Source organism: Rhodosalinus halophilus, from assembly GCF_003298775.1.
Classification (GTDB): Bacteria; Pseudomonadota; Alphaproteobacteria; order Rhodobacterales; family Rhodobacteraceae; genus Rhodosalinus; species Rhodosalinus halophilus.
The window spans coordinates 82,028-103,237 of sequence record NZ_QNTQ01000004.1 but is presented as its reverse complement, the minus strand read 5'-3'; the positions used below and the strand labels follow the sequence as shown (position 1 = coordinate 103,237).

Below are 21,210 nucleotides of genomic sequence, written 5' to 3'. Positions count from 1 at the left end.
TCGCAGGAAGGTTTTTCGTATGAAGAATCGCGCGGCTTCTTAGTCCATCCGCGCCCAGAGATGCGGTGCCATCGGGCCGATCTGCGCCTCGATCGCCGTCATCGCCTCGACGACGAGATCCTCGCGCCACCGCCGCCCGACGATCTGAACGCCGATGGGCTGCGGGCCCTGCGGCAGATCCGCGAGGCGCGCCGGGACGTTCCCCGCCGGCAGCCCCATGAAGTTCATCGCGAAGGACCACAGGGCAGATCCGAGCGCCTCGATCATGCCCTCCTCGCCCTCGAGGTCGCGGTCGGGCGCGAAGAAGGGCCGGGACAGGAACGGCGTGAGCGCGAGCGGATAGCGGTCCTGGAACCGGGACCATTCGCGGGCGAAGGCGCTGCGGCGCGCCATCGCGTCGAGCAGCTCGGCGCCCTCGTATGGGGGATACTGGCGGAAGTATTCCTCGAAAAGCGCCTGGAAGGCGGGCGAGCCGTGCCTGGCGAATTCCTCACCGAGCAAGGCCTTCGTCTCTCCCATGAGCGCGCGATACCCGACCCGCGCAGCCTCGGGCATCGCGGGCGGCGCTACCTCCTCGACCTCGTAGCCCGCGGCCGAGAGCGCATGGGCGGCGGCGTCCAGCGCGGCGGAGACCTCCGGGTGTAGCGGAAAGCCGAAGCAGTCCTTGGTGAAGGCGACGCGCAGCGGCGGCTCGAGCCGGTCGCCGGCATAGGGGAGCGGTACGTGGAACGGGTCGCGCGGATCGGCGGCGATCAGGGCAGGCATGGCGAGCGCGAGGTCGGTCGCGGTGCGTGCGAGCAGACCCTGCACCGACATCGCCTGCGCCAGCATCCCGCGCTCGGCCTTCTGCGAGGGGTTGAAGGCGGGCACGCGGCCCAGGCCGGGCTTGACCGTCACCGCGCCATTCGCCGCCGCGGGAAACCGCAGGCTGCCGCCGATGTCGTTGCCATGCGCGAGCGCGCCGATCCCCGCCATGACCGCAGCACCTGCGCCGCCCGAGGAGCCGCCCGGCGAGATATGCGCGCCCCAGGGGTTCTGCGTGCGTCCGTAGAGGGGATTGTCGGTGTCGGCGCGAAAGGAGAACTCGGGCGTGTTGGTGCGTCCGATCGGCACCGCACCGGCCCTGAGCAGGTTCGTCACCACCGGCGCGTCGTCGGGCGCGATCACGTCCCTGTAGGCGGCGACGCCGTTCGTGGTCGCATGGCCGGTCTGATCCACGTTCACCTTGATCGTGACCGGCACGCCGTGCAGCGGCCCCGTCGGCGCGCCCTCTGCCTGCGCCGCGTCCAGCGCGCGGGCCCGCGCGCGCGCCTCCTCCGCGAGGCTTTCGACGACGGCGTTGAGGCCGGGGTTCACCGCCTCCATCCGCGCAAGGGCGGCGTCGGTCGCCTCCGCGCAGCTCAGCCGGCCGGCGCGGATTTCGGCGGCGGTCTCGGCCGCCGTCAGGCGCCAGACCTCGGGTGCTGTCGTCTGCGGCATGGGGCGTCCTTTCAGCCGGTGAAGGCGATGGCGGCGAAGATGACGGCGAGCACGGCGAAAAAGGTGGCCAGCATGCCGAGCCATTTCTGCGATGGGGGCGGCGGCGTGCCCGCCTGTCCCGCGGCGAGCGCGTTCAGTTGCAGCTTGGCGGCCGTGGCCGTCAGCGCGACCACCGCGGCCATCTTGAGCCAGAAGGAGAGCGGCAGCGCTCCAATCTGCGGATAGCGCGCGACGATCAGCCAGACGCCGGTTATCCAGAGCACCACCAGCGCAAGCGCCGAGGCCAGGCCGATCCGTGCCTGCAGCTTTCCGAGCTCAGGCTTTGCCGCGGCGTCGGACCGTTTCCCGATCATGCCCGCCAGCATGTTGGCGAGTCCGCCCCCGATCCCGATGGAAAAGGCCAGGAAATGCAGGATCTTGAGCGTTGCGATCACGACGGCCCCCTCGCCTCGGCTGTGCGCGTCACGCTAGCCGCGCGGCGCCTGGCCTGCAAGGGAGAGCCCTCAGTCCGCGGCGATCCGGGCAAGCTCGACCCGGGCCTCGTGATCGCGGCCGTAGGCCACCAGCGCGACGGAGCGCACCGCTTCGGGTCGGAGCTCGCGTCGCAGCAGCCGACCCGAGGGTGCGAAGGCCGACAGCGGCACGCGCAGCTCGGTCCAGTCCTGCGGGGCCTCGAATCCCGCCTGATAATACTGCCAGGGCAGCAAGGTTCCGGTCGTGCGCAGATGCAGGAAATAGCGCTGGCCGTCGCCGCGGACCGTGATGCGCAGCGCCTGCGCGTCGTCCGGCAACCCCTCGGGCAACTCTTTCCGCGCCTGGATGAAACCGCCGCGGTTTTCGGTGCTGACCTGTCCCGTCAGCCGCAGAGCGGGCCGGCCGTCCTGCACGATCGTCGCCTCGCCCGTCGAAACGCCGCCCATCACTTGATCGGTGAAGAAGCGCCACTCCGCCCCCGAGGGCTGCGCGAAATCCTCGATCAGCGTGTCCGGCATGGCCGGAGCCGCCAGCAGCGAGAGACAGAGGGCGAGGACGTGGCGCATGGTGGGCTCCTTCCGGTCATGCCGGGCAGGTAGGGGCGCACGCCGCGCGCGCCAAGGGCCTTGCAAGGCCCTTGCGCCCGCCGCGGCGGGCGACGCGATCCGTTCGGATCGCGTGAAGGCGCTTCCCAAGCGCCTTTCCCGCCAGAGGTGTCAGGCCGCGGCGTAGCCCAGGCTCCGGCAGGCTGCGCGGATCTCGTCGAGGATCGCGGGATCGTCGATGGTCGCGGGCACCTTCACCTCCTCGCCGTTTGCGATCTTCACCATCGTCGCGCGCAGGATCTTGCCGGAGCGGGTCTTGGGCAGCCGGTCCACGACGACGGCGTGCCTGAAGGCCGCCACCGGCCCGATGCGCTCGCGTACCAGCGCCACGCATTCGCGCACGATCTCGTCGTGGCCGCGGTTCACGCCCTTGGTCAGGCACAGGAAGCCCATCGGCAGCTGGCCCTTGAGCTCGTCGGCCACACCGATCACCGCGCATTCGGCGACGTCGGGATGTTCGGCCAGCACCTCCTCCATGCCCCCGGTGGAGAGCCTGTGTCCCGCCACGTTGATGACGTCGTCGGTGCGCGCCATGATGTAGAGGTAGCCGTCCTCGTCGATCATCCCGGCATCGCCGGTTTCGTAGTAGCCGGGGAAGTGCTCGAGGTAGCTCTTGCGAAAGCGCGCCTCGGCGTTCCAGAGCGTGGGCAGCGTGCCCGGCGGCAGCGGCAGCTTCACCGCCACGGCGCCCAGCGTGTCCGCGCCCACCGGATCCCCGGTCTCGTCGAGGATCTGCACGTCGTAGCCCGGCATCGGCACCCCCGAGGAGCCCATGCGCGGCTCCACCCCGCCCAGGCCCACGGGCACGCCCGTGATCGTCCAGCCGGTCTCGGTCTGCCACCAGTGGTCGATCACCGGCACGCCGAGCTGCGCCTTCGCCCATTCGATGGTGTCAGGGTCCGCCCGTTCGCCGGCGAGGAAGAGCGTGCGCAGGCTGGAGAGATCGTATTTGCCCACGTAATCGCCCTTGGGATCCTCGCGCTTGATCGCGCGGAAGGCCGTGGGCGCGGTGAAGAAGGCGGCGACCCTGTGCTCCGAGATCACGCGCCAGAAGGTGCCGGCGTCCGGCGTGCCCACGGGCTTGCCCTCGAAGACCACCGTCGTGTTGCCGTGGATGAGCGGCGCATAGGCGATGTAGGAGTGCCCCACGACCCAGCCCACGTCCGAGGCCGCCCAGAACACCTCGCCCGGCTCCACGCCGTAGATGTTCTTCATCGTCCAGTTCAGCGCCACGAGGTGCCCGCCGGTGGGCCGCACCACGCCCTTGGGCTGGCCGGTGGTGCCGGAGGTGTAGAGGATGTAGGCCGGGTGCGTGCCCTCCACGGGCACGCAGTCCGCGGGCTCCGCGCCGTACTGGAAGGCGTGCCAGTCGAGGTCGCGGCCGGGCTCCAGCCGCGCCACCTCCTGCTCGCGCTGGAAGATGACGCAGAAGTCGGGCTTGTGCGCGGCCTCCTCCAGCGCGCCGTCGAGAAGCGGCTTGTAGTGCACCACGCGCCCCGGCTCGATGCCGCAGGAGGCCGCGATGATGCACTTGGGCTTGGCATCGTCGATCCGCACGGCCAGTTCGTGGCTCGCGAAGCCGCCGAAGACCACCGAATGGATCGCGCCCAGCCGCGCGCAGGCCAGCATCGCCTCCAGCGCCTCGGGCACCATCGGCATGTAGATCACCACGCGGTCGCCCTTCTCCACGCCCTGCGCCCGGAGCGCGCCGGCAAGGCGCGCGACGCGGTTGCGCAGCTCCGCATAGGTGATCTTGTGCACGGTGCCGGTCACCGGGCTGTCGTGGATGATCGCCACCTGCCCGCCGCGCCCGGCCTCGACGTGGCGGTCCACCGCGTTCCAGCAGGTGTTCACCATCCCGTCGGGAAACCACTCGTAGAGCGGCGCCTTCGAAGCGTCGAGCGCGGTCTCGGGGAAGCGGTCCCAGTCGATGCCCCGCGCGGCCTCCAGCCACCAGCCCTCGGGGTCCGCCTGCCACCGCGCGTAGTCCTCGGCATAGCCCATCGTCGTCCTCCTCCCGGGTCTGTCTCGCGCGCTGCGCGCCGGTTTACGCCCCGTCGCGGGCGGCGTCCAGCGCCGAGACTTGAGCGGCGCGCGCAGGCGGTGTTGAGTGGCGGGCAGGAGGGACCGTGACGCGGATGAAGACGGCCGACTTCCCCGATCTGACGCCAGCAGAGGAACAACTCTGCGCCGGGGTGGACACGGGCGAGATCGTAAAGATCGGCGACGGCACCCGGCCGGGGCCGGAGGCGGGGGCGGCGCGACAGATCCGCGCGGAGCTACTGCGCGCGCTGATCCTGAACCGGGTGGAGGACTGCCCGGTGCACGACAAGGGCGTGCAGGTTATCGGCGCCCTGATCACCGGGACGCTCGACCTCGAAGGCTGCCGGATCGGGCGCGACGTCTATCTCGCCGATTGCCGCTTCGACGAAGCGCCCGTCCTGCGCTCTGCCCGGCTCGACAGCCTGGTCCTGAACCGCTCGGCCCTGCCGGGGCTGCGGGCGGACCGCCTGCGGGCCGAAGGCACCGTCTTCCTGCGCGGCGTGGAGACGGCGGGCGAGGTGCGACTGGCGGGCGCGCGGCTGGGCATGGACCTCGACTGCGAGGGCGCGCAGCTTCGGGCGGGGGAGAACGGCCGGGCGCTCGCGGCCGACCGGCTCGCTGGCGATGGCACCATCTTCCTGCGCGGCGCGGAAACGGCGGGCGAGGTGCGGCTGTCGGGCGCGCGGCTGGGCGGGAACCTCGACTGCGAGGGCGCGCAGCTTCGGGCGGGGGAGAACGGCCGGGCGCTCGCGGCCAGCGGGCTCTCCGCCAAGGGCGCGATGTTCTGGCGTGATCTTGAAGGGATCGACGGCGTGCTCGACCTGACCGATGCTGAGGTCGGCGACCTGTGCGACGACCGCGCCAGTTGGCCCGCTCGAGGCGACCTGATCCTCGACCGCTTTCGATACGGCGCTTTCACGGGCACCGGCGCTCCACTCGACGCCGCGGCACGGATCGACTGGCTCGACCGGCAGGACCCGGCGCGCTTCGGACAGGACTTCTGGCCGCAGCCCTGGGAGCAGTGCGCGAAGGTGCTGCGCGAGATGGGGCATCGGGAAGATGCGCGGCGCATCCTGATCGCCAAGGAAGAGTGCCAGCGGGCGGCGCGGCGGGCACGGGCGGGCGGCTGGGCGCGCCATGCGCTGTTGCTTTGGGACACCGTGCTGGTGCAGGTCACCGGCTACGGCTACCGACCCTTCCGCGCTCTCTATTTCCTCGCAGTCCTATGGCTCTACGGCGCCTTCGTTTTCTGGGACGCCGCGCGCGTGGACAGCATCAAGCCCAACGCCCCTTCGTCCTGCGCAGCGCCGAGTGGGCCTATTGCGCGCCGGACTACGTGCAGGAGATCGCGGCGCCGCGATACGCGCCCCGCAACGGCGACGGGCGATCGCAACTCGCCTGCTTCCGCGCGCAGCCCGAGGCGCAGGGCTATCCGGCCTTCAACGCGCTCGTCTATTCCGCCGACACGCTGCTGCCCATCGTCGAGATGGAGATGCAGGACTTCTGGCTGCCGGACGACAGCCACCCCTACGGCGCCGTCGCGCGCGTCTATCTCTGGGTGCACATCGCGCTGGGCTGGGCCTTCTCGATCCTCGCGGTGGCGGGCTTCACCGGGCTGATCCGCACGGAGGACACGACGTGACCCACCGCTTCCAGGTCCGCGTCTACTACGAGGACACCGACATGGGCGGGATCGTCTACCACGCCAACTACCTGAAGTTCATCGAGCGGGCGCGCAGCGACTGGGTGCGCGCGCTGGGCCTCGACCAGCGGGCGATGCGGGAGGCGGGCACCGTCTTTGCCGTGCGGCGGCTCGTGGCGGACTACCTGAGCCCCGCGCATTTCGACGATCTGCTGGACGTGGAGACCGATGTGCTCTCGGCCCGCCCTGCGCGGATGACCCTGCGCCAGCGCGTGCTGCGGGCGGGGGAGGCGCTCTTCGAGGCAGAGGTCGAACTGGTCACGATCGGCCCCGCGGGCCGGCCCGTGCGCCTGCCGTCGGTCCTGCGCGCGCTCGGGGGCTAGCCGTCCGGCACCGGCCTGTCGCCGCGACGCGCGCCCGGCAGGGCGCAAGGAGCACGCCGGATGCCGGCGACAAATCGCGGACACAGGGGCCGTTCATGCGCGGTTGTGTTGGCCTTGGCGCTTCAAATCCGCTAAAAGCGGGGCAACGAGGTCGCGCCGCACGCGCCGGGGGTGCGTGGCGGGACGGCGGCCCGAGGCAGGACGGGGCGGGAACGGCCGCGCCGGGAAAAGACGAGCAGGCGGAATGGAAACGGAAACCCTCGCGCTCGCGCAGGAGATGGACTTCTCCATGTGGGGGCTCTTCATGCGCTCCACCCTCACGGTGAAGCTCGTGATGATCATTCTCGTGCTGGCCTCCTTCTGGGCCTGGGCGATCATCATCCAGAAGCTCATCGCCTATCGCGCCGCCCGCGCCGAAGCGCGCGGTTTCGACGAACGGTTCTGGTCCGGCCGGCCGCTCGACGAGCTCTACGAGGAACTGGGGCCGGATCCTTCGGGGCGGGCGGAGCGCGTCTTCGCCGCCGGCATGGCCGAATGGCAGCGCAGCCACACCGGCGACGGCGGTCTGATCGCGGGCGTGCAGGCGCGCATCGAGCGCAGCATGGACGTGGCGATCGCGCGCGAGAACGAGGACCTGCAGAAGGGGCTCACGGTGCTGGCGACGGTTGGCTCGACCTCTCCCTTCATCGGGCTTTTCGGGACCGTCTGGGGGATCATGCACAGCTTCATCCAGATCGCCGAGGCGGGCAACACCAACCTCGCCGTGGTCGCCCCCGGCATCGCCGAGGCGCTGCTGGCCACGGGCCTTGGCCTTCTGGCGGCGATTCCGGCGGTGATCTTCTACAACAAGCTCTCGGCCGACGCCGACCGCATCACCGCGAGCTACGAGGCCTTCACCGACGAGTTCGCCACCATCCTCAGCCGCCAGCTGGACGGGTGAGGCGATGGGCGCAGGCGTCACCCAGAAGGCCGAGATGCCACGCCGCGGGCGGGGTCGCCGCCGCCGCGCGGTGCCGATGGCCGAGATCAACGTCACGCCCTTCGTGGACGTGATGCTTGTGCTGCTCATCATCTTCATGGTGGCCGCGCCGCTGATGACCGTGGGCGTGCCCGTGGACCTGCCGGAGACGGCCGCGCGCTCGCTGCCCACGCCGGAGGAGGAGCCGCTGACCATCACGGTCACCGGCGAGGGCACCGTCGCGATCCAGACCACCGAGGTGCCGACCGAGGAACTGATCCCGCGCCTGCGCGCCATTGCGGAAGAGCGCGAGAGCCCGCAGATCTACCTGCGCGCGGACGGCGGCGTGCCCTACGCCCGCGTGATGGAGGTGATGGGCGCGCTCAACGCGGGCGGGTTCAACCGGATCGGCCTCGTGACGGAGAGCGGCGGGCCGCGCTTCGGCGCGGAGGAATGAGGGACCGCGCGTGCATGTCGGGCATTACATCTCGGGCGCGGGGCATCTGCTCTTGCTCGGCTGGGCCTTTCTCGGAGGGGCTTTCGAGTCCGAGCCGCTGCCGATGGAGGTGGCGGAGGTGACCCTGGTCAGCGGCGAGGACTACGCGGCGCTTGTCGCGCCCGAGACCACACCCGAGGTTTCGCCCGGCGTGACCGAACTGGAGACGCCGTCGCCTGCGCCTGACGCGCCCGCGCCCGAGACGCCCGAAGCCGAAGCGCCGCCGCCGCGCCCCGCGCCCCCCGAGACCGCGGCGGAGCCGTCACCGGACGAAACACCGGCGCCGCCCGAACCGCTCACGCCTGCCCCCGAGGTCGCGACTCCGGACGCCGCGCCGGAATTGGCCCCGCCTGCCGACAGCGCCGTGCTGCTGCCCGAGGACAGCCCGCGGCCGCAGCCGCGCCCGGCCGACCGCGTGGCGCCGACGCCGGCGCCCCCGCCGCCGCCCGAGGCCGAGACGGCGCCCGATCCGGTGCCTTCGGCCGAGCCCTCTCCCGAGGCGGCGCCGGAGCCCGAGCCCACGCCCGAAGCCGCCGCGCCGGAAGAGGCCGCGCCCGAAATCGTCACCGAGGCCGAGGACTCGCCCGGTGGCGCGCCGCTCGCGTCGCTGCGGCCGCAGACCCGCCCGGCCCGTCCAGCACCCGCCGCACAACCCGCCACGCCGGAGACGGCGGAAGCGGACGAGGCGCCGGAGCCGGAGCGCCCGCTGACCGAGGCCGACCGGGAGGCCACGCAGGAGGCGGTGGATCAGCTTCTGTCCGAGGCGCTGGGCGGCGGCGAGAGCGCGCCATCTGCCGGCGCGCCGCCGCTCAGCCTGGGCGAACGCGACGCCCTGCGCGTGGCGGTGCAGAATTGCTGGGTCGTGGACGTGGGCAGCCAGGCGGCCAACGTCACCGTCGTCCTGGGCATGGAGATGAACCCGGACGGGACCGTCGTGGACGGCAGCTTGAACCTGATCTCGGCCGAAGGCGGCAGCGGGCGCGCGGTCGAGACCGCCTTTCAGGCCGCGCGCCGGGCCGTGCTGCGCTGCGAGCAGGGGGGCTACGATCTGCCCGAGGAGAAATACGAGCACTGGCAGCGGATCGAGATGGTCTTCGACCCCTCGGAGATGCGGCTGCGATGACCGATATGCGCCGTGCATGTCCTTCGGGCGCGGCCAGCCGCAGGCGGGGGGCCGGAACCGGAGCCAGGGGACGCGGGCTTGATACCGGCGGGCCGAAGGTTTTGACTGCCACCCGCAGCGGTGAACCCGGCGCCGGTGGCGGCGCGCAGAGGGAGAGAGCGATGATGCACCGGCGCTTCCTGCTCGGCGGTCTGGCGGCCCTGCCGGCTCTGGCTGTGGCGCGGCCGCTGGCCGCGCAGGACCAGGGTCCGCTCAGGATCGAGATCACCGAGGGCGTGGTCGAACCCATGCCCTTCGCGGTGCCCGACTTCGTGGCCGAGACACCGGGCGCGGGGGACTGGGGCGCGCAGATCGCCCGCGTCGTGGCGGCCGACCTGACCGGCACCGGGCTTTTCCGGGAAATCCCGCGCGAGGCGCATATCTCCACCGTCACCAGCTTCGCCTCTCCGGTGGCCTTCGCCGACTGGAAGGCGGTGAACGCGCAGGCGCTGATCACCGGCGCGGTCTCGGTGCAGGGCGACCGGATCGCGGTGAAGTTCCGCGTCTGGGATGTCTTCGCCGGCACCGAGCTGGGCCAGGGGCTCCAGTTCCAGGGCACGACGCAGGGCTGGCGGCGCATGGCGCACAAGGTCGCCGACGCCGTCTATTCCCGCATCACGGGCGAGGGCGGCTATTTCGACAGCCGCGTCGTCTTCGTCTCCGAAACGGGGCCCAAGGGCGACCGGCAGAAGCGGCTCGCCATCATGGATTACGACGGCGCGAACGTGCAGTATCTGACCGACAGTTCCGCAATCGTGCTCGCGCCGCGCTTCTCGCCCACCGGCGACCGGGTACTCTATACCAGCTACGCGACCGGGCAGCCCCGCATCTACCTGCTCGACGTGGGATCGGTCACGCGGCGCGAACTGCCCACGCCGCAGGGCGCCACGACCTTCTCGCCGCGGTTCAGCCCCGACGGCCGGCAAGTGCTCTATTCGCAGGCGGGCGGCGGCAACACGGATCTTTGGCGCATGGACATCGCGACGGGGCGCTCGGCGCGCCTGACCTCCGCGCCCTCGATCGAGACCGCGCCCAGCTATGCGCCCGACGGCTCGCGCATCGTCTTCGAAAGCGACCGCTCGGGCAGCCAGCAGCTCTACGTGATGGAAGCCGGCGGCGGCACGCCGCGCCGGATCAGCTTCGGGCAGGGGCGCTACGGCACGCCGGTCTGGTCGCCGCGCGGCGATCTCATCGCCTTCACCAAGCAGGCGAGCGGGCGGTTCCACATCGGGGTGATGCGCACCGACGGCTCGGAGGAGCGGCTGCTGACGGCGAGCTTCCTCGACGAGAGCCCGACCTGGGCGCCGAACGGTCGCGTCATCATGTTCAGCCGCGAGACGCAGGGCGAACAGGGCGCCTCGGCGCTCTATTCCGTTGACGTCTCCGGGCGCAACCTCCGGCGCGTGCCGACTCCGGAGGGGGCCTCGGACCCCTCCTGGGGGCCGCTGCAGGACTGAGGCGGCTTTCGCGGGAATGCCGCGCTGTGGTATTGAGAACGAAACACGGGATCATCCCGGGCATCGAGGCTGGCGAGCGGGTCAAGAGAGGGCAGGCATGAGACATCTGGGCAAGGTTGCGCTGATCGCGGGGGCGCTCGCGCTCGCCGGGTGCGGCGCGAACGACCGCTTCCGCGACGGCGGGGCGGCGGGCGGAATGGGTGCAGGGGCCGGCGCGGGCGCGGGGGTTGCACCCGGCAGCGCCTCGGACCCGACGAGCCCCGCGTATTTCCAGGAGGCGGTCGGCGACCGCGTCTTCTTCGCGGTGGATCAGTCCACGCTCTCGGCCGAAGCGCAGGCCGTGCTCGACGCGCAGGCCGAGTGGCTGATGAACAACTCGGATTTCGCCGCCACGATCGAAGGCCACGCGGACGAACAGGGCACGCGCGAATACAACATCGCCCTGGGCGACCGGCGTGCCAACGCCGTGCGCGACTATCTCGTCAGCCGCGGTGTCGCTGCAAGCCGCCTGCAGACCGTGAGCTACGGCAAGGAACGGCCCGTCGCGCTCTGCTCCGACGAGAGCTGCTATTCGCAGAATCGCCGGGCCGTGACCGTCCTGGCGCTGGGCGCGGGGGTCTGAGGCCTTGCCTCGCGCCGTGCGGTTCCTCGCGGCTCTCCTCGCGCTCGGGTTCGCGCTGGCCGCCCCCGCGGCGGCGCAGGACGATCGCGCGCGGACGCTGGCGGACGTGCGCCAGGATCTGAACGTGCTCTACGTCGAGATTCAGCGCCTCCGCCGCGAGCTCGCGACCACGGGCGGTCCCTCGGTGCAGACCGGGGGCGGCACGCTTCTCGAGCGGGTCGACGCCATCGAGAGCGCGCTTCAGCGCCTGACCGCCCGGACGGAGGAGCTGGAATACCGCATCGAGCGCATCGTCGAGGACGGCACGCAGCGGATCGGCGATCTGGAGTTCCGCCTCGTCGAACTCGAAGGCGGCGACGTGAGCCAGCTCGACGAGACCACGACGCTGGGCGGCGAGGTCGAGGACTCGGCCCCGGCGCCCGCGCCGGACCCGACGCCGGCGCCCGACGGGCCGCAACTCGCCGTGGGCGAGCAGGCCGATTTCGAGGCGGCGCAATCCGCGCTCGACGCGGGCGAGGGCGCGCGCGCCGCCGAGCTGTTCCGCGCCTTCCGCGAGAATTATCCCGGCAGCCCGCTGGAGCCGCGCGCGATGCTGGGTCTCGGCCGCGCGCTGGAGGCGGCCGGCGACACGCGCGAGGCTGCGCGCGCCTATCTCGACGGGTTCTCGGCCCATCCCGAGGCCGATGTCGCCGACGAGACGCTCTATCGCCTGGGCCTCGCCCTCGCCGCGCTCGACCGGCCGGATGCAGCCTGCCCGATTCTCGCCGATGTCGAGCTGCGCTTCCCGGCCTCGCCCTATGTGTCCGAGGCGCAGGCGAAGATGGGCGAACTCTCCTGCCCGTGACGCTCGACCGGCGGGTTTCCGCCGAGCTGGACCGGCTGCTGCCGGCGCCGCCCGCGGCGCTCGGGCTTGCCGTGTCGGGCGGCGGGGACAGCATGGCGCTGCTGCATCTTGCGCGAGACTGGGCAGCAGAGCGCGGGGTGACGCTCCATGCCGTGACGGTGGATCACGGGCTGCGCCCCGAGGCGGCGCAGGAGGCCGCGCTCGCGGCCGCGGCGGCGAATGCGCTCGGGGTCTCGCACGACGCCTTGCGCTGGCAGGGGTGGGACGGCCGCGGCAACCTGCAGGACGCCGCGCGCCGCGCGCGGCGCCGGCTGATCGCGGAGTGGGCTGCCGAAAGGGGCCTCGGCGCGGTCGCGCTCGGCCATACCCTCGACGATCAGGCCGAGACGGTGCTGCTGCGCCTCGCCCGCGGCTCGGGGGTGGACGGGCTCTCCGGCATGGCGGCTGTCGCGCCGGGCGAGGGCCTCCTCTGGCTGCGCCCGCTGCTGGCCGAGCGCCGGGAGGCGCTGCGCGCGTGGCTCTCCGCGCGCGGCATCGCCTGGGCAGAGGATCCCTCGAACGAGGACGCGCGCTTCGCCCGCGTCCGGGCGCGCAGGCTGCTCGACGCGCTCGCGCCCCTGGGTCTCGAGGCGCCACGGCTCGCACGCTCCGCGCAGGCGATGCGCCGGGCGCGCGAGGTGCTCGCCGCGGCGGCGGTCGATCTCGCGGCGCGGGCGGCCAGCGTGACCGCCGGGGCCGTGGCGCTGGACCGGACCGCGCTGGAGGCGACGCAGGACGAGACGCGCCTGCGCCTTCTGGCGGGCGCGCTGTCGCTGATCGGCGGCGCGGACTACCGGCCGCGGCTCGATGCGCTCGAGGCCCTGGCCGCACGCGGCGAGGGAACTCTCGCCGGTTGCCGACTGGTGACGATCGACGGCTGTCTCTGGATCGCGCGCGAGGCCGCGGCGACCTCGGGCGCGGCGGTGCGGCCGGGCGAGGTCTGGGACCGTCGCTGGCGCGTCACGGGGCCGCGGGGGCGCACCGACGCCCGCATCGCCGCGCTCGGTGCTGAGGGGCTCGCGCAATGCCCCGGCTGGCGCGCGGCGGGCCTGCCGCAGGCCGTCCTCGAGGCGAGTCCCGCGGTCTGGCAGGGCGAGGACCTCGTCGCCGCTCCGCTCGCCGGTCGTGCCTCCGGCTGGCATGCCGAGCCCGTGATCTCGGACCGCGACCTCGCGGCGCGGCTCGCGGCACATTGAACCCATCGGGGGGTTCTCTATGTTAACGTGAAAGCGGTCGTGCTAGGCATGGCCGGACACACTACGGGAGTGCTTCCTTTGGGCAATGCACGAAATATCGCCTTCTGGGTGGTTCTGTTTCTCCTGATTCTCGCGCTGTTCAACCTGTTCTCGGGCGGCGGTTCGACGCTGCAGAGCCGCGAGATCAGCTATTCCGACTTCGTCGAGTCGGTCGAGAACAACGAGGTGAACGCCGTCACGCTCGACGGAGAGCGGATCCGCTACCGCGGTCAGGACGGCAGCGACTACGTCACCGTCAAGCCGGAGGACGCGCAGGTCACCGAGTTGCTGCTCGACAACGACGTGCAGGTGCGCGCCGAGGTGCAGGAACAGTCGGGCTTCCAGACCTTCATCCTGTCGCTCCTTCCCTTCCTGCTGCTGATCGGCGTCTGGATCTACTTCATGAACCGGATGCAGGGCGGCGGTCGCGGCGGTGCCATGGGTTTCGGCAAGTCGAAGGCGAAGATGCTGACCGAGAAGCACGGCCGCGTCACCTTCGACGACGTGGCCGGCATCGACGAGGCCAAGGAAGAACTCGAAGAGATCGTCGAATTCCTGCGCAACCCGCAGAAGTTTTCCCGCCTCGGCGGCAAGATCCCGAAGGGTGCGCTGCTTGTGGGCCCCCCGGGCACCGGCAAGACGCTGCTGGCGCGCGCCATCGCGGGCGAGGCCGGCGTGCCCTTCTTCACCATCTCGGGCTCCGACTTCGTCGAGATGTTCGTGGGCGTGGGCGCGAGCCGCGTGCGCGACATGTTCGAGCAGGCCAAGAAGAACGCGCCCTGCATCGTCTTCATCGACGAGATCGACGCGGTGGGCCGCCATCGCGGCGCGGGCTACGGCGGAGGCAACGACGAGCGCGAGCAGACGCTGAACCAGCTTCTGGTCGAGATGGACGGCTTCGAGGCAAACGAGGGCGTCATCATCGTCGCGGCCACGAACCGCAAGGACGTGCTGGACCCCGCGCTGCTGCGTCCCGGCCGCTTCGACCGCGAGGTCACGGTGCCCAACCCCGACATCAAGGGCCGCGAGAAGATCCTGGGCGTTCATGCCCGCAAGACCCCGCTTGGTCCCGACGTGGACCTGCGCATCATCGCGCGCGGCACGCCCGGCTTCTCGGGGGCCGATCTCGCCAACCTCGTGAACGAGGCGGCGCTGATGGCGGCGCGCGTGGGGCGGCGTTTCGTCACCATGGAGGACTTCGAGAACGCGAAGGACAAGGTGATGATGGGCGCCGAGCGGCGCTCGATGGTGCTCACGCCAGACCAGAAGGAAAAGACCGCCTACCACGAGGCCGGCCATGCGATCGTCGGGCTGACGCTGCCGCAGTGCGACCCTGTCTACAAGGCCACGATCATCCCGCGCGGCGGCGCGCTGGGCATGGTGGTCAGCCTCCCCGAGATCGACCGTCTGAACTGGCACAAGTCGGAATGCGAGGAAAAACTCGCCATGACGATGGCCGGCAAGGCCGCCGAGATCATTCACTACGGCGAAGAGATGGTCTCCAACGGGCCGGCGGGCGACATTCAGCAAGCCTCGGCGCTCGCGCGCGCGATGGTGCTGCGCTGGGGCATGTCCGACAAGGTCGGCAACATCGACTACGCCGAGGCGCACGAGGGCTATTCCGGCCAGACCGCGGGCCTTTCGGTCTCCGCGCATACGAAGGAGCTGATCGAAGAAGAGGTAAAGCGCATCGTCTCCGAGGCCTACGACCGCGCCTATGCGATCCTGATGGAGCGCCGGGAGGAGTGGGAGCGCCTCGCGCAGGGGCTTCTGGAATACGAGACGCTCACCGGCGAGGAGATCAAGCGCGTGATTCGCGGCGAGCCGCCGCACCTGGGCGAGGACGAGGACGACAAGCCGTCGTCGGGCAGCGCGCCCTCGGTCACCGCGATCCCGAAGACGCGGCCGAAGCGCAAGCCGCCCGCGGAGCCCGGCCCGGACATGGAGCCCGAGCCGACCTGATCCGCGCCACAGTCCGAGAACGCCCCCGCAGCCCAGGCTTCGGGGGCGTTTTCTCTTGGGCGGCGACGGGATTGTCAGCTGAGGCCGGCCGTTGCACTGTCATGCCGGACTGCCGCCGGAGCCGCCTCATGCCCGCACTCAAGCCCACCGCCTTCGCCGGCACCATCCGCTGGATCGGCCGCGTCGCGGATCGCGACTCCAGCCTGCGCGCCGCGCCGCTCGACGAGGCGGAGCTCACCTTCGCCGGGATCGCGGGCGAGGCGCATGGCGGCGTGACGCGCCCCTCGTGTTCGCGGGTTACGGCGCAGCACCCCAAAGGTACCGAGATCCGCAACGTGCGTCAGCTCTCGATCCTGTCGGCGGAGGATCTGGCCGAGATCGCCGCGGCGATGGAGGCCGAGCGGATCGACCCGGCCTGGGTCGGGGCCTCGCTGGTGATCGAGGGCATCCCGGACTTCACGCATGTCCCGCCGTCTTCGCGGCTTCAGGGACCCGACGGCGCGACGCTGGTCGTGGACATGGAGAACCGGCCCTGTCATCTCCCCGCCGCGGTGATCGACGAGGACGCGCCCGGGATGGGGCGTCGCTTTCGCGCGGCGGCGGCGGGACGGCGCGGCGTCACCGCCTGGGTCGAGCGCGAGGGAACGATCCGCCTGGGCGACAGCCTGCGGCTTCACATTCCCGATCAGCCCGTCTGGGGCCACCTCGCGGCCGCGCGCCGGGGCTGACGGACGAGAAAGCCCCGCGCCGGGGGTCCGCGACGCGGGGCCGTTTTCGCCTGCGAGGGCCGCGACGGCCTCACATCACGTTCTCGTAGCGATAGTAGACGACCGGCACGTCGGCTTCGGCCTCCGCCTCGTCCGCTTCGGCGGTCTCGTCCCCGGCGGCGTCGCCGTCAGCTTCCGCGGCGTCTTCCTTGGCGGCCTCGTATTCCTCCATCCGCGCCTCGGAATACTCCTCTTCGCTGAGCTCGCCCGATGCGTCGGTGTCGGCCTGCTCGAAGCGTTCGATCAGCCGCTCGCGCACGCTGCGCCGGACGACCGGACTTTGCGCCCATTCGTCCTCGGTCACGGTGCCGCTCTGGTCGGCGTCGAGCGCGACGAACAGCACCCGGTTGCGCATGGCATACATGTCGGGGCCGATCTGCACGGGCTCCTGCGCGATCGCGAGGGGCGCGAAGATCATGCGCGCGGCGGCGTCGCTGGCCGCTTCGTCGCCTTCCATGGCGCGGTCGTAGGCGTCCATGCCCGCCTGCATGAACTCCTGCTGCGTCACCTCGCCGTCGGCGTCGAGATCGACGGCGGCGAGATCGGCTGCGGTGCGCTCCGTCTCGTCCATCGTCTCGCCCGCGCCGGCGGTCTTGCAGTCCATGAACTCGGCCTGCGTGACGGCGCCGTTGTCGTCGGTGTCCATCGCGGCGAAATCGTCGGCCGCCGCCTGGCTCACCTCGCGCGGCTGGATGGCGCCGTCGCCGTTGGCATCCACCTTCGCGAAGCCCACGTCGCAAAGCTCCTGCGGCTGGGCGTTCTGCGCGACGGCCATCGCCGGAATTGCGGCGGCGAGCGCCGTGACGGCGGTCGTGTGGATCAGTCGTTTCATCGCTCGGCTCCTCCTCTGGGGTCGGTGCTGCGGCGGGCCGGAGCGCCCGCCGGCGTCGCACGTCAAACGGGAATGACGGCGCGGTTGTTCCAGCCGAGCCACGGCGCACCGCGGCACACCGACGCAACAGCGGCGGGAAATGTCGGAAACACGCGTTGGCGCGCTCGCGGCGCGCGGTATAGGCGGGGCGAAACGGCCCCGGAATCGCCGCACATCACAAGGGACGGACATGAGCCACAAATCCGACATCGAGATCGCCCGCGAGGCCGCCAAGCGCCCCATTCAGGAGATCGGCGCGAAGCTTGGGATCGGGGCCGAGGATCTTCTGCCCTACGGCCACGACAAGGCCAAGGTGAGCCAGCCCTTCATCGACAGCCTCGCCGGTCGTCCCGACGGCAAGCTGATCCTCGTCACCGCGATCAACCCGACGCCCGCGGGCGAGGGCAAGACGACGACGACGGTGGGCCTGGGCGACGGGCTGAACCGGATCGGAAAGAAGGCCGCGATCTGCATCCGCGAGGCGAGCCTCGGCCCCTGCTTCGGCATGAAGGGCGGGGCGGCCGGCGGCGGCTACGCGCAGGTGGTCCCGATGGAGGAGATGAACCTCCACTTCACCGGCGATTTCCACGCGATCACCAGCGCGCACAACCTGCTCGCGGCGATGATCGACAACCACATCTACTGGGGCAACGCGCTCGGCATCGACCAGCGCCGGGTGGTCTGGCGCCGGGTGATGGACATGAACGACCGGGCGTTGCGCGACATCGTCACCTCGCTCGGCGGGGTGCCCAACGGCTTCCCGCGCCAGACGGGTTTCGACATCACGGTGGCGTCCGAGGTCATGGCGATCCTCTGCCTCGCCTCCGATCTCGCCGACCTCGAGCGGCGGCTGGGCGACATCATCGTCGCCTACACCCGCGACAAGGCGCCGATCACCTGCCGCGACATCGGTGCGGACGGGGCGATGGCGGTGCTCCTGAAGGACGCGATCCAGCCCAACCTCGTGCAGACGCTGGAAAACAACCCCGCCTTCGTCCACGGCGGCCCCTTCGCCAACATCGCGCACGGCTGCAACTCAGTGATGGCGACGAAGACGGCGCTGAAGCTCGCCGACTACGTGGTGACGGAAGCCGGCTTCGGCGCGGACCTCGGCGCCGAGAAGTTCATGAACATCAAGTGCCGCAAGGCCGGCATCGCGCCCTCGGCCGTGGTCGTGGTGGCCACCGTGCGCGCGATGAAGATGAACGGCGGGGTCGCCAAGGCCGACCTCGGCGCCGAGAACGTCGAGGCGGTCAAGGCGGGATGCCCCAACCTCGGGCGGCACATCGAGAACGTGAAGAGCTTCGGCGTCCCGGTGGTGGTGGCGATCAACCATTTCTCCGGCGACACCGAGGCGGAAATCGCGGCGGTCGAGGAATATGTCGCGGGTCTCGGCTCGGAGGCGGTGCTCTGCAAGCACTGGGCGCTGGGCTCGGAAGGCACCGAGGAGCTCGCCCGCCGCGTCGTCGCGCTGGCCGAGAGCGGGCAGGCGGAGTTCGAGCCGCTTTACCCGGACGACATGGGGCTCTTCGAGAAGATCGAAACCATCGCCAAGCGCATCTACCGCGCCGACTCGGTCGTCGCCGACGCCAAGGTATTGAGCCAGCTCAGGGAGTGGGAGGCCGCAGGCTTCGGCAGCCTGCCGGTGTGCATGGCCAAGACGCAATACAGCTTTACCACGGATCCCACCGTCCGAGGCGCGCCCGAGGGCTTCCCCATCCCCATCCGCGAGGTGCGCCTCTCGGCGGGCGCAGGCTTCGTCGTGGCGATCTGCGGCGAGATCATGACCATGCCGGGTCTGCCCTCGGCGCCGGCGGCGGAGTCGATCCGGCTGAATGCGGACGGTTTCGTGGAGGGGCTCTTCTGAGAGGAGCCGCCCGGCCGGGGCATCGAGCCCCGACCGGGCGGGCCTCCGGCGGGGGTATTTCCGGCAAGAGGAAGACCTGGCCAAAGGCGGCATGTAGGGTGCGTGCTTGCACGCACCATCGACGGATGGGCAGGCACGAGGGCGAGATGAGGGGCGACATGACGGCGGAGATCATCGATGGCAAGGCCTTCGCGGCACGAATACGGGGCGAAGTGGCCGGGCAGGTCGCGGCGCTCAGGCGCGACCACGGGATCGTGCCCGGGTTGGCGGTGGTGCTCGTGGGCGAGGATCCGGCGAGCCAGGTCTACGTGCGCAACAAGCACAAGCAGACGGTCGAGGCCGGCATGGAGAGCTTCGAGCACCGGTTGCCTGTCGAGACCTCAGAGGAAGAGCTTCTTGCGCTGGTTGCGCGTCTGAATGCCGACCCGGCGGTGCACGGCATCCTGGTGCAGCTTCCGCTGCCCGCGCAGATCGACGCGGACAAGGTGATCGCGGCGATCGACCCGGCCAAGGACGTCGACGGCTTCCATATCTCCAACGTCGGGTTGCTCGCCACCGGGCAGAAGGCGCTGGTGCCCTGCACACCGCTTGGTTGCCTGATGATGCTGCGTGACCGGTTGGGGAGCCTCTCGGGGCGCGAGGCGGTGGTGATCGGCCGGTCGAACATCGTGGGCAAGCCGATGGCGCAGCTTCTGCTGCGCGACAGCTGCACCGTGACGGTGGCGCATTCGCGCACCCGCGACCTGGCGGAGGTGGTGCGCCGGGCCGAGATCGTGGTCGCCGCCGTGGGGCGGCCGGGCATGGTCACGGGCGACTGGATTCGTCCCGGCGCCACGGTGATCGACGTGGGCATCAACCGGATCGAGGACGCAGAGACAGGCAAGACCCGTCTGGTGGGCGACTGCGATTTCGAAAGCTGCGCCGCGGTGGCGGGTGCGATCACCCCGGTGCCGGGCGGCGTGGGGCCGATGACCATCGCCTGCCTGCTGGCCAACACGCTGACCGCGACCTGTCGCGCCGCCGGGCTGCCGGAACCGGAGGAGCTGACCGCCTGAGCGGCGTGGCGGTCGCTTCTCTTCAGTCAGGGGCTATGGGCACCATCGTCCCTTGCAGCACGGCGATCAGGCGCCGCGCGCCGGCACGTTCCGCCTCGACCTCGGCTGTGACGACCACGAGCCGGCGACCGGGCTTCACCACGCGGCCGGTCGCGATCAGCCGGTCGCCCGCCCCGGGCGCGAGCAGGTTGATCTTGATCTCGGCGGTGAGCACTTCGCTTCCCGCCGGCATGGTGGTCAGCGCAGCGTAGCCCGCTGCACTGTCGCCAAGGGCGAAGGTGAGTCCGGCGTGCGCGTAGCCGTGCTGTTGCAGCGCGCCTGGCAGGATCGGTGCCTCGATCACCGCCCGGCCCGGGGAGAGCGCGGTCATCGAGGCGCCCAGCGTCGCCATCAGGCTCTGGGCGGCGAAGCTGTCGCGCACGGCGCGGGCGCGGTCGGGGTCCAGAGCGGCATCGTCGGGCATGGCTTGTCTCGCGCTTGTCGGGTGTGACAGTGCCCGCCCCGGACGGTGCCCGCAACATGCCTTCAGGCTGCGCGCCGCGGCATGGGCACGGGCAGCGGGCGTGGCCCGGTGAGCACGGCCAGCGCGTCCGGGCGCATCAGATCGGCCAGCGCGCGGTCGTGGCAGTCGAGCCCGCCGGTATAGGTGCCATAGGCCGGCAGCACGACGCGGTCGCGGTCGATCAGGAAGGCGCGGCGCGCCAGCGTGCCCGCCCGGGTGCGGATCCGGGCCTTGGGGTGGTAGTGGCCGGAAATCTCGCCTGCCGCGCCGGGGATCGCGATGTGGCGGAAGACGAGCGGCGGTGCAGGCAGCTCGGCCAGATGCGTCCCGCCCAGGTCGACCGGGCCGGGATCGTGATTGCCCGCGATCCAGATCCAGCTGCGGCCGGCCTGCAGGCGGGCGATCCAGAGCCGCGCGGCCTCGGGCAGGGCCTGCGCCGCCGCGTCGTCGTCGAAGCTGTCGCCGAGGCAGAGCACGCAACCCGCGCCGGTGGCGGCGATGTCGGCGTCGAGGCGTTCAAGGGTGTCCGCCGTCTCATAGGGCGGAAGCGCCGCGCCGCCGCGCCGCGCGTGGCGCTCGGCCTTGCCGAGGTGCAGGTCCGCCACGCAGAGCATCCGCCGCTCCGGCCACCAGAGCGCCCCGCTGCCCAGCGCGCAGAGCTGCTGTCCGGCCAGGGTGAAGTCGTAGCCGTTCATGCAATGTTCTGTGCCCCGATGCTTCGGGTTTGGCAAGAGCCCCCGAAAAATC

At 71.2% G+C, this 21,210-nt stretch carries 21 protein-coding genes; 13 read left to right on the top strand and 8 right to left on the bottom strand.

Features of this window, described 5'->3' with window-relative positions:
• Nucleotides 1-39: 39 nt before the first annotated feature.
• From DRV85_RS04080 to DRV85_RS04060, 5 genes are all read right to left on the bottom strand, one after another.
• Nucleotides 40-1,479: an amidase gene (locus tag DRV85_RS04080; protein ID WP_113288167.1), complete on the bottom strand. Its 1,440-nt coding sequence runs from the start codon at nt 1,477-1,479 to the stop codon at nt 40-42.
• Between the two features lie 11 nt (nt 1,480-1,490).
• On the bottom strand, nt 1,491-1,913 hold the full coding sequence (locus DRV85_RS04075) for a hypothetical protein (RefSeq protein WP_113288166.1): 423 nt from the start codon (nt 1,911-1,913) through the stop codon (nt 1,491-1,493).
• Between the two features lie 69 nt (nt 1,914-1,982).
• Nucleotides 1,983-2,519, bottom strand: a complete 537-nt coding sequence (locus DRV85_RS04070; RefSeq protein WP_113288165.1) for a CIA30 family protein — start codon at nt 2,517-2,519, stop codon at nt 1,983-1,985.
• 150 nt (nt 2,520-2,669) lie between these two features.
• A complete protein-coding gene (locus DRV85_RS04065) occupies nt 2,670-4,562 on the bottom strand; it encodes a propionyl-CoA synthetase (protein WP_113288164.1) in 1,893 nt (630 codons plus the stop codon).
• Between the two features lie 275 nt (nt 4,563-4,837).
• Nucleotides 4,838-5,740 carry a hypothetical protein gene (locus DRV85_RS04060; protein WP_147238807.1) on the bottom strand — a complete coding sequence of 301 codons (903 nt, stop codon included), beginning with the start codon at nt 5,738-5,740 and terminating at the stop codon, nt 4,838-4,840.
• A 197-nt stretch (nt 5,741-5,937) separates the two neighbouring features.
• Here DRV85_RS04060 and DRV85_RS04055 point away from each other — a divergent pair, with 197 nt between their 5' ends.
• From DRV85_RS04055 to DRV85_RS04005, 11 genes are all read left to right on the top strand, one after another.
• The gene (locus tag DRV85_RS04055; RefSeq protein ID WP_113288162.1) at nt 5,938-6,243 is read left to right on the top strand and encodes a hypothetical protein; all 306 of its coding nucleotides are present in this window, start codon (nt 5,938-5,940) and stop codon (nt 6,241-6,243) included.
• Complete coding sequence (gene ybgC / locus DRV85_RS04050) at nt 6,240-6,626, top strand: tol-pal system-associated acyl-CoA thioesterase (protein ID WP_113288161.1); 387 nt, start codon at nt 6,240-6,242, stop codon at nt 6,624-6,626. Before DRV85_RS04055 ends, ybgC begins: the two co-directional genes overlap by 4 nt.
• A 244-nt stretch (nt 6,627-6,870) precedes the next feature.
• On the top strand, nt 6,871-7,566 hold the full coding sequence (tolQ, locus tag DRV85_RS04045; protein WP_113288160.1) for a protein TolQ: 696 nt from the start codon (nt 6,871-6,873) through the stop codon (nt 7,564-7,566).
• A 4-nt stretch (nt 7,567-7,570) separates the two neighbouring features.
• The gene (tolR, locus tag DRV85_RS04040) at nt 7,571-8,041 is read left to right on the top strand and encodes a protein TolR (RefSeq protein ID WP_113288159.1); all 471 of its coding nucleotides are present in this window, start codon (nt 7,571-7,573) and stop codon (nt 8,039-8,041) included.
• A gap of 10 nt (nt 8,042-8,051) precedes the next feature.
• Entirely contained in the window at nt 8,052-9,203 is a 1,152-nt protein-coding gene (locus tag DRV85_RS04035; RefSeq protein WP_113288158.1) for a cell envelope integrity TolA family protein, read from the top strand.
• A gap of 164 nt (nt 9,204-9,367) precedes the next feature.
• The gene (gene tolB / locus DRV85_RS04030; protein WP_113288360.1) at nt 9,368-10,699 is read left to right on the top strand and encodes a Tol-Pal system beta propeller repeat protein TolB; all 1,332 of its coding nucleotides are present in this window, start codon (nt 9,368-9,370) and stop codon (nt 10,697-10,699) included.
• Between the two features lie 97 nt (nt 10,700-10,796).
• Nucleotides 10,797-11,321, top strand: a complete 525-nt coding sequence (pal, locus tag DRV85_RS04025) for a peptidoglycan-associated lipoprotein Pal (protein WP_113288157.1) — start codon at nt 10,797-10,799, stop codon at nt 11,319-11,321.
• A gap of 16 nt (nt 11,322-11,337) precedes the next feature.
• Nucleotides 11,338-12,165: a tetratricopeptide repeat protein gene (locus DRV85_RS04020; protein WP_113288156.1), complete on the top strand. Its 828-nt coding sequence runs from the start codon at nt 11,338-11,340 to the stop codon at nt 12,163-12,165.
• Entirely contained in the window at nt 12,162-13,400 is a 1,239-nt protein-coding gene (gene tilS, locus DRV85_RS04015) for a tRNA lysidine(34) synthetase TilS (protein WP_233495392.1), read from the top strand. Before DRV85_RS04020 ends, tilS begins: the two co-directional genes overlap by 4 nt.
• Nucleotides 13,401-13,478: 78 nt before the next feature.
• On the top strand, nt 13,479-15,401 hold the full coding sequence (ftsH, locus tag DRV85_RS04010) for an ATP-dependent zinc metalloprotease FtsH (protein ID WP_113288155.1): 1,923 nt from the start codon (nt 13,479-13,481) through the stop codon (nt 15,399-15,401).
• Nucleotides 15,402-15,529: 128 nt separating this feature from the next.
• Entirely contained in the window at nt 15,530-16,129 is a 600-nt protein-coding gene (locus DRV85_RS04005; RefSeq protein ID WP_113288154.1) for an MOSC domain-containing protein, read from the top strand.
• A gap of 70 nt (nt 16,130-16,199) precedes the next feature.
• Here DRV85_RS04005 and DRV85_RS18960 read toward each other — a convergent pair whose 3' ends face one another.
• The gene (locus DRV85_RS18960; protein ID WP_158540098.1) at nt 16,200-17,000 is read right to left on the bottom strand and encodes an EF-hand domain-containing protein; all 801 of its coding nucleotides are present in this window, start codon (nt 16,998-17,000) and stop codon (nt 16,200-16,202) included.
• Between the two features lie 229 nt (nt 17,001-17,229).
• Here DRV85_RS18960 and DRV85_RS03990 point away from each other — a divergent pair, with 229 nt between their 5' ends.
• Entirely contained in the window at nt 17,230-18,906 is a 1,677-nt protein-coding gene (locus tag DRV85_RS03990) for a formate--tetrahydrofolate ligase (protein WP_113288153.1), read from the top strand.
• Nucleotides 18,907-19,064: 158 nt separating this feature from the next.
• Nucleotides 19,065-19,961, top strand: coding sequence for a bifunctional methylenetetrahydrofolate dehydrogenase/methenyltetrahydrofolate cyclohydrolase FolD (gene folD / locus DRV85_RS03985; RefSeq protein ID WP_113288152.1), 897 nt, complete (start codon nt 19,065-19,067; stop codon nt 19,959-19,961).
• A 22-nt stretch (nt 19,962-19,983) separates the two neighbouring features.
• On the opposite strand, the gene DRV85_RS03980 is transcribed toward folD, so the two are convergent.
• Together DRV85_RS03980 and pdeM are read right to left on the bottom strand one after the other, a co-directional pair.
• Nucleotides 19,984-20,424 (bottom strand): PaaI family thioesterase, encoded by a 441-nt coding sequence (locus DRV85_RS03980; RefSeq protein WP_199525805.1) that lies wholly within the window; start codon nt 20,422-20,424, stop codon nt 19,984-19,986.
• Nucleotides 20,425-20,486: 62 nt separating this feature from the next.
• A complete protein-coding gene (pdeM, locus tag DRV85_RS03975) occupies nt 20,487-21,158 on the bottom strand; it encodes a ligase-associated DNA damage response endonuclease PdeM (RefSeq protein WP_113288151.1) in 672 nt (223 codons plus the stop codon).
• Nucleotides 21,159-21,210: the final 52 nt, after the last annotated feature.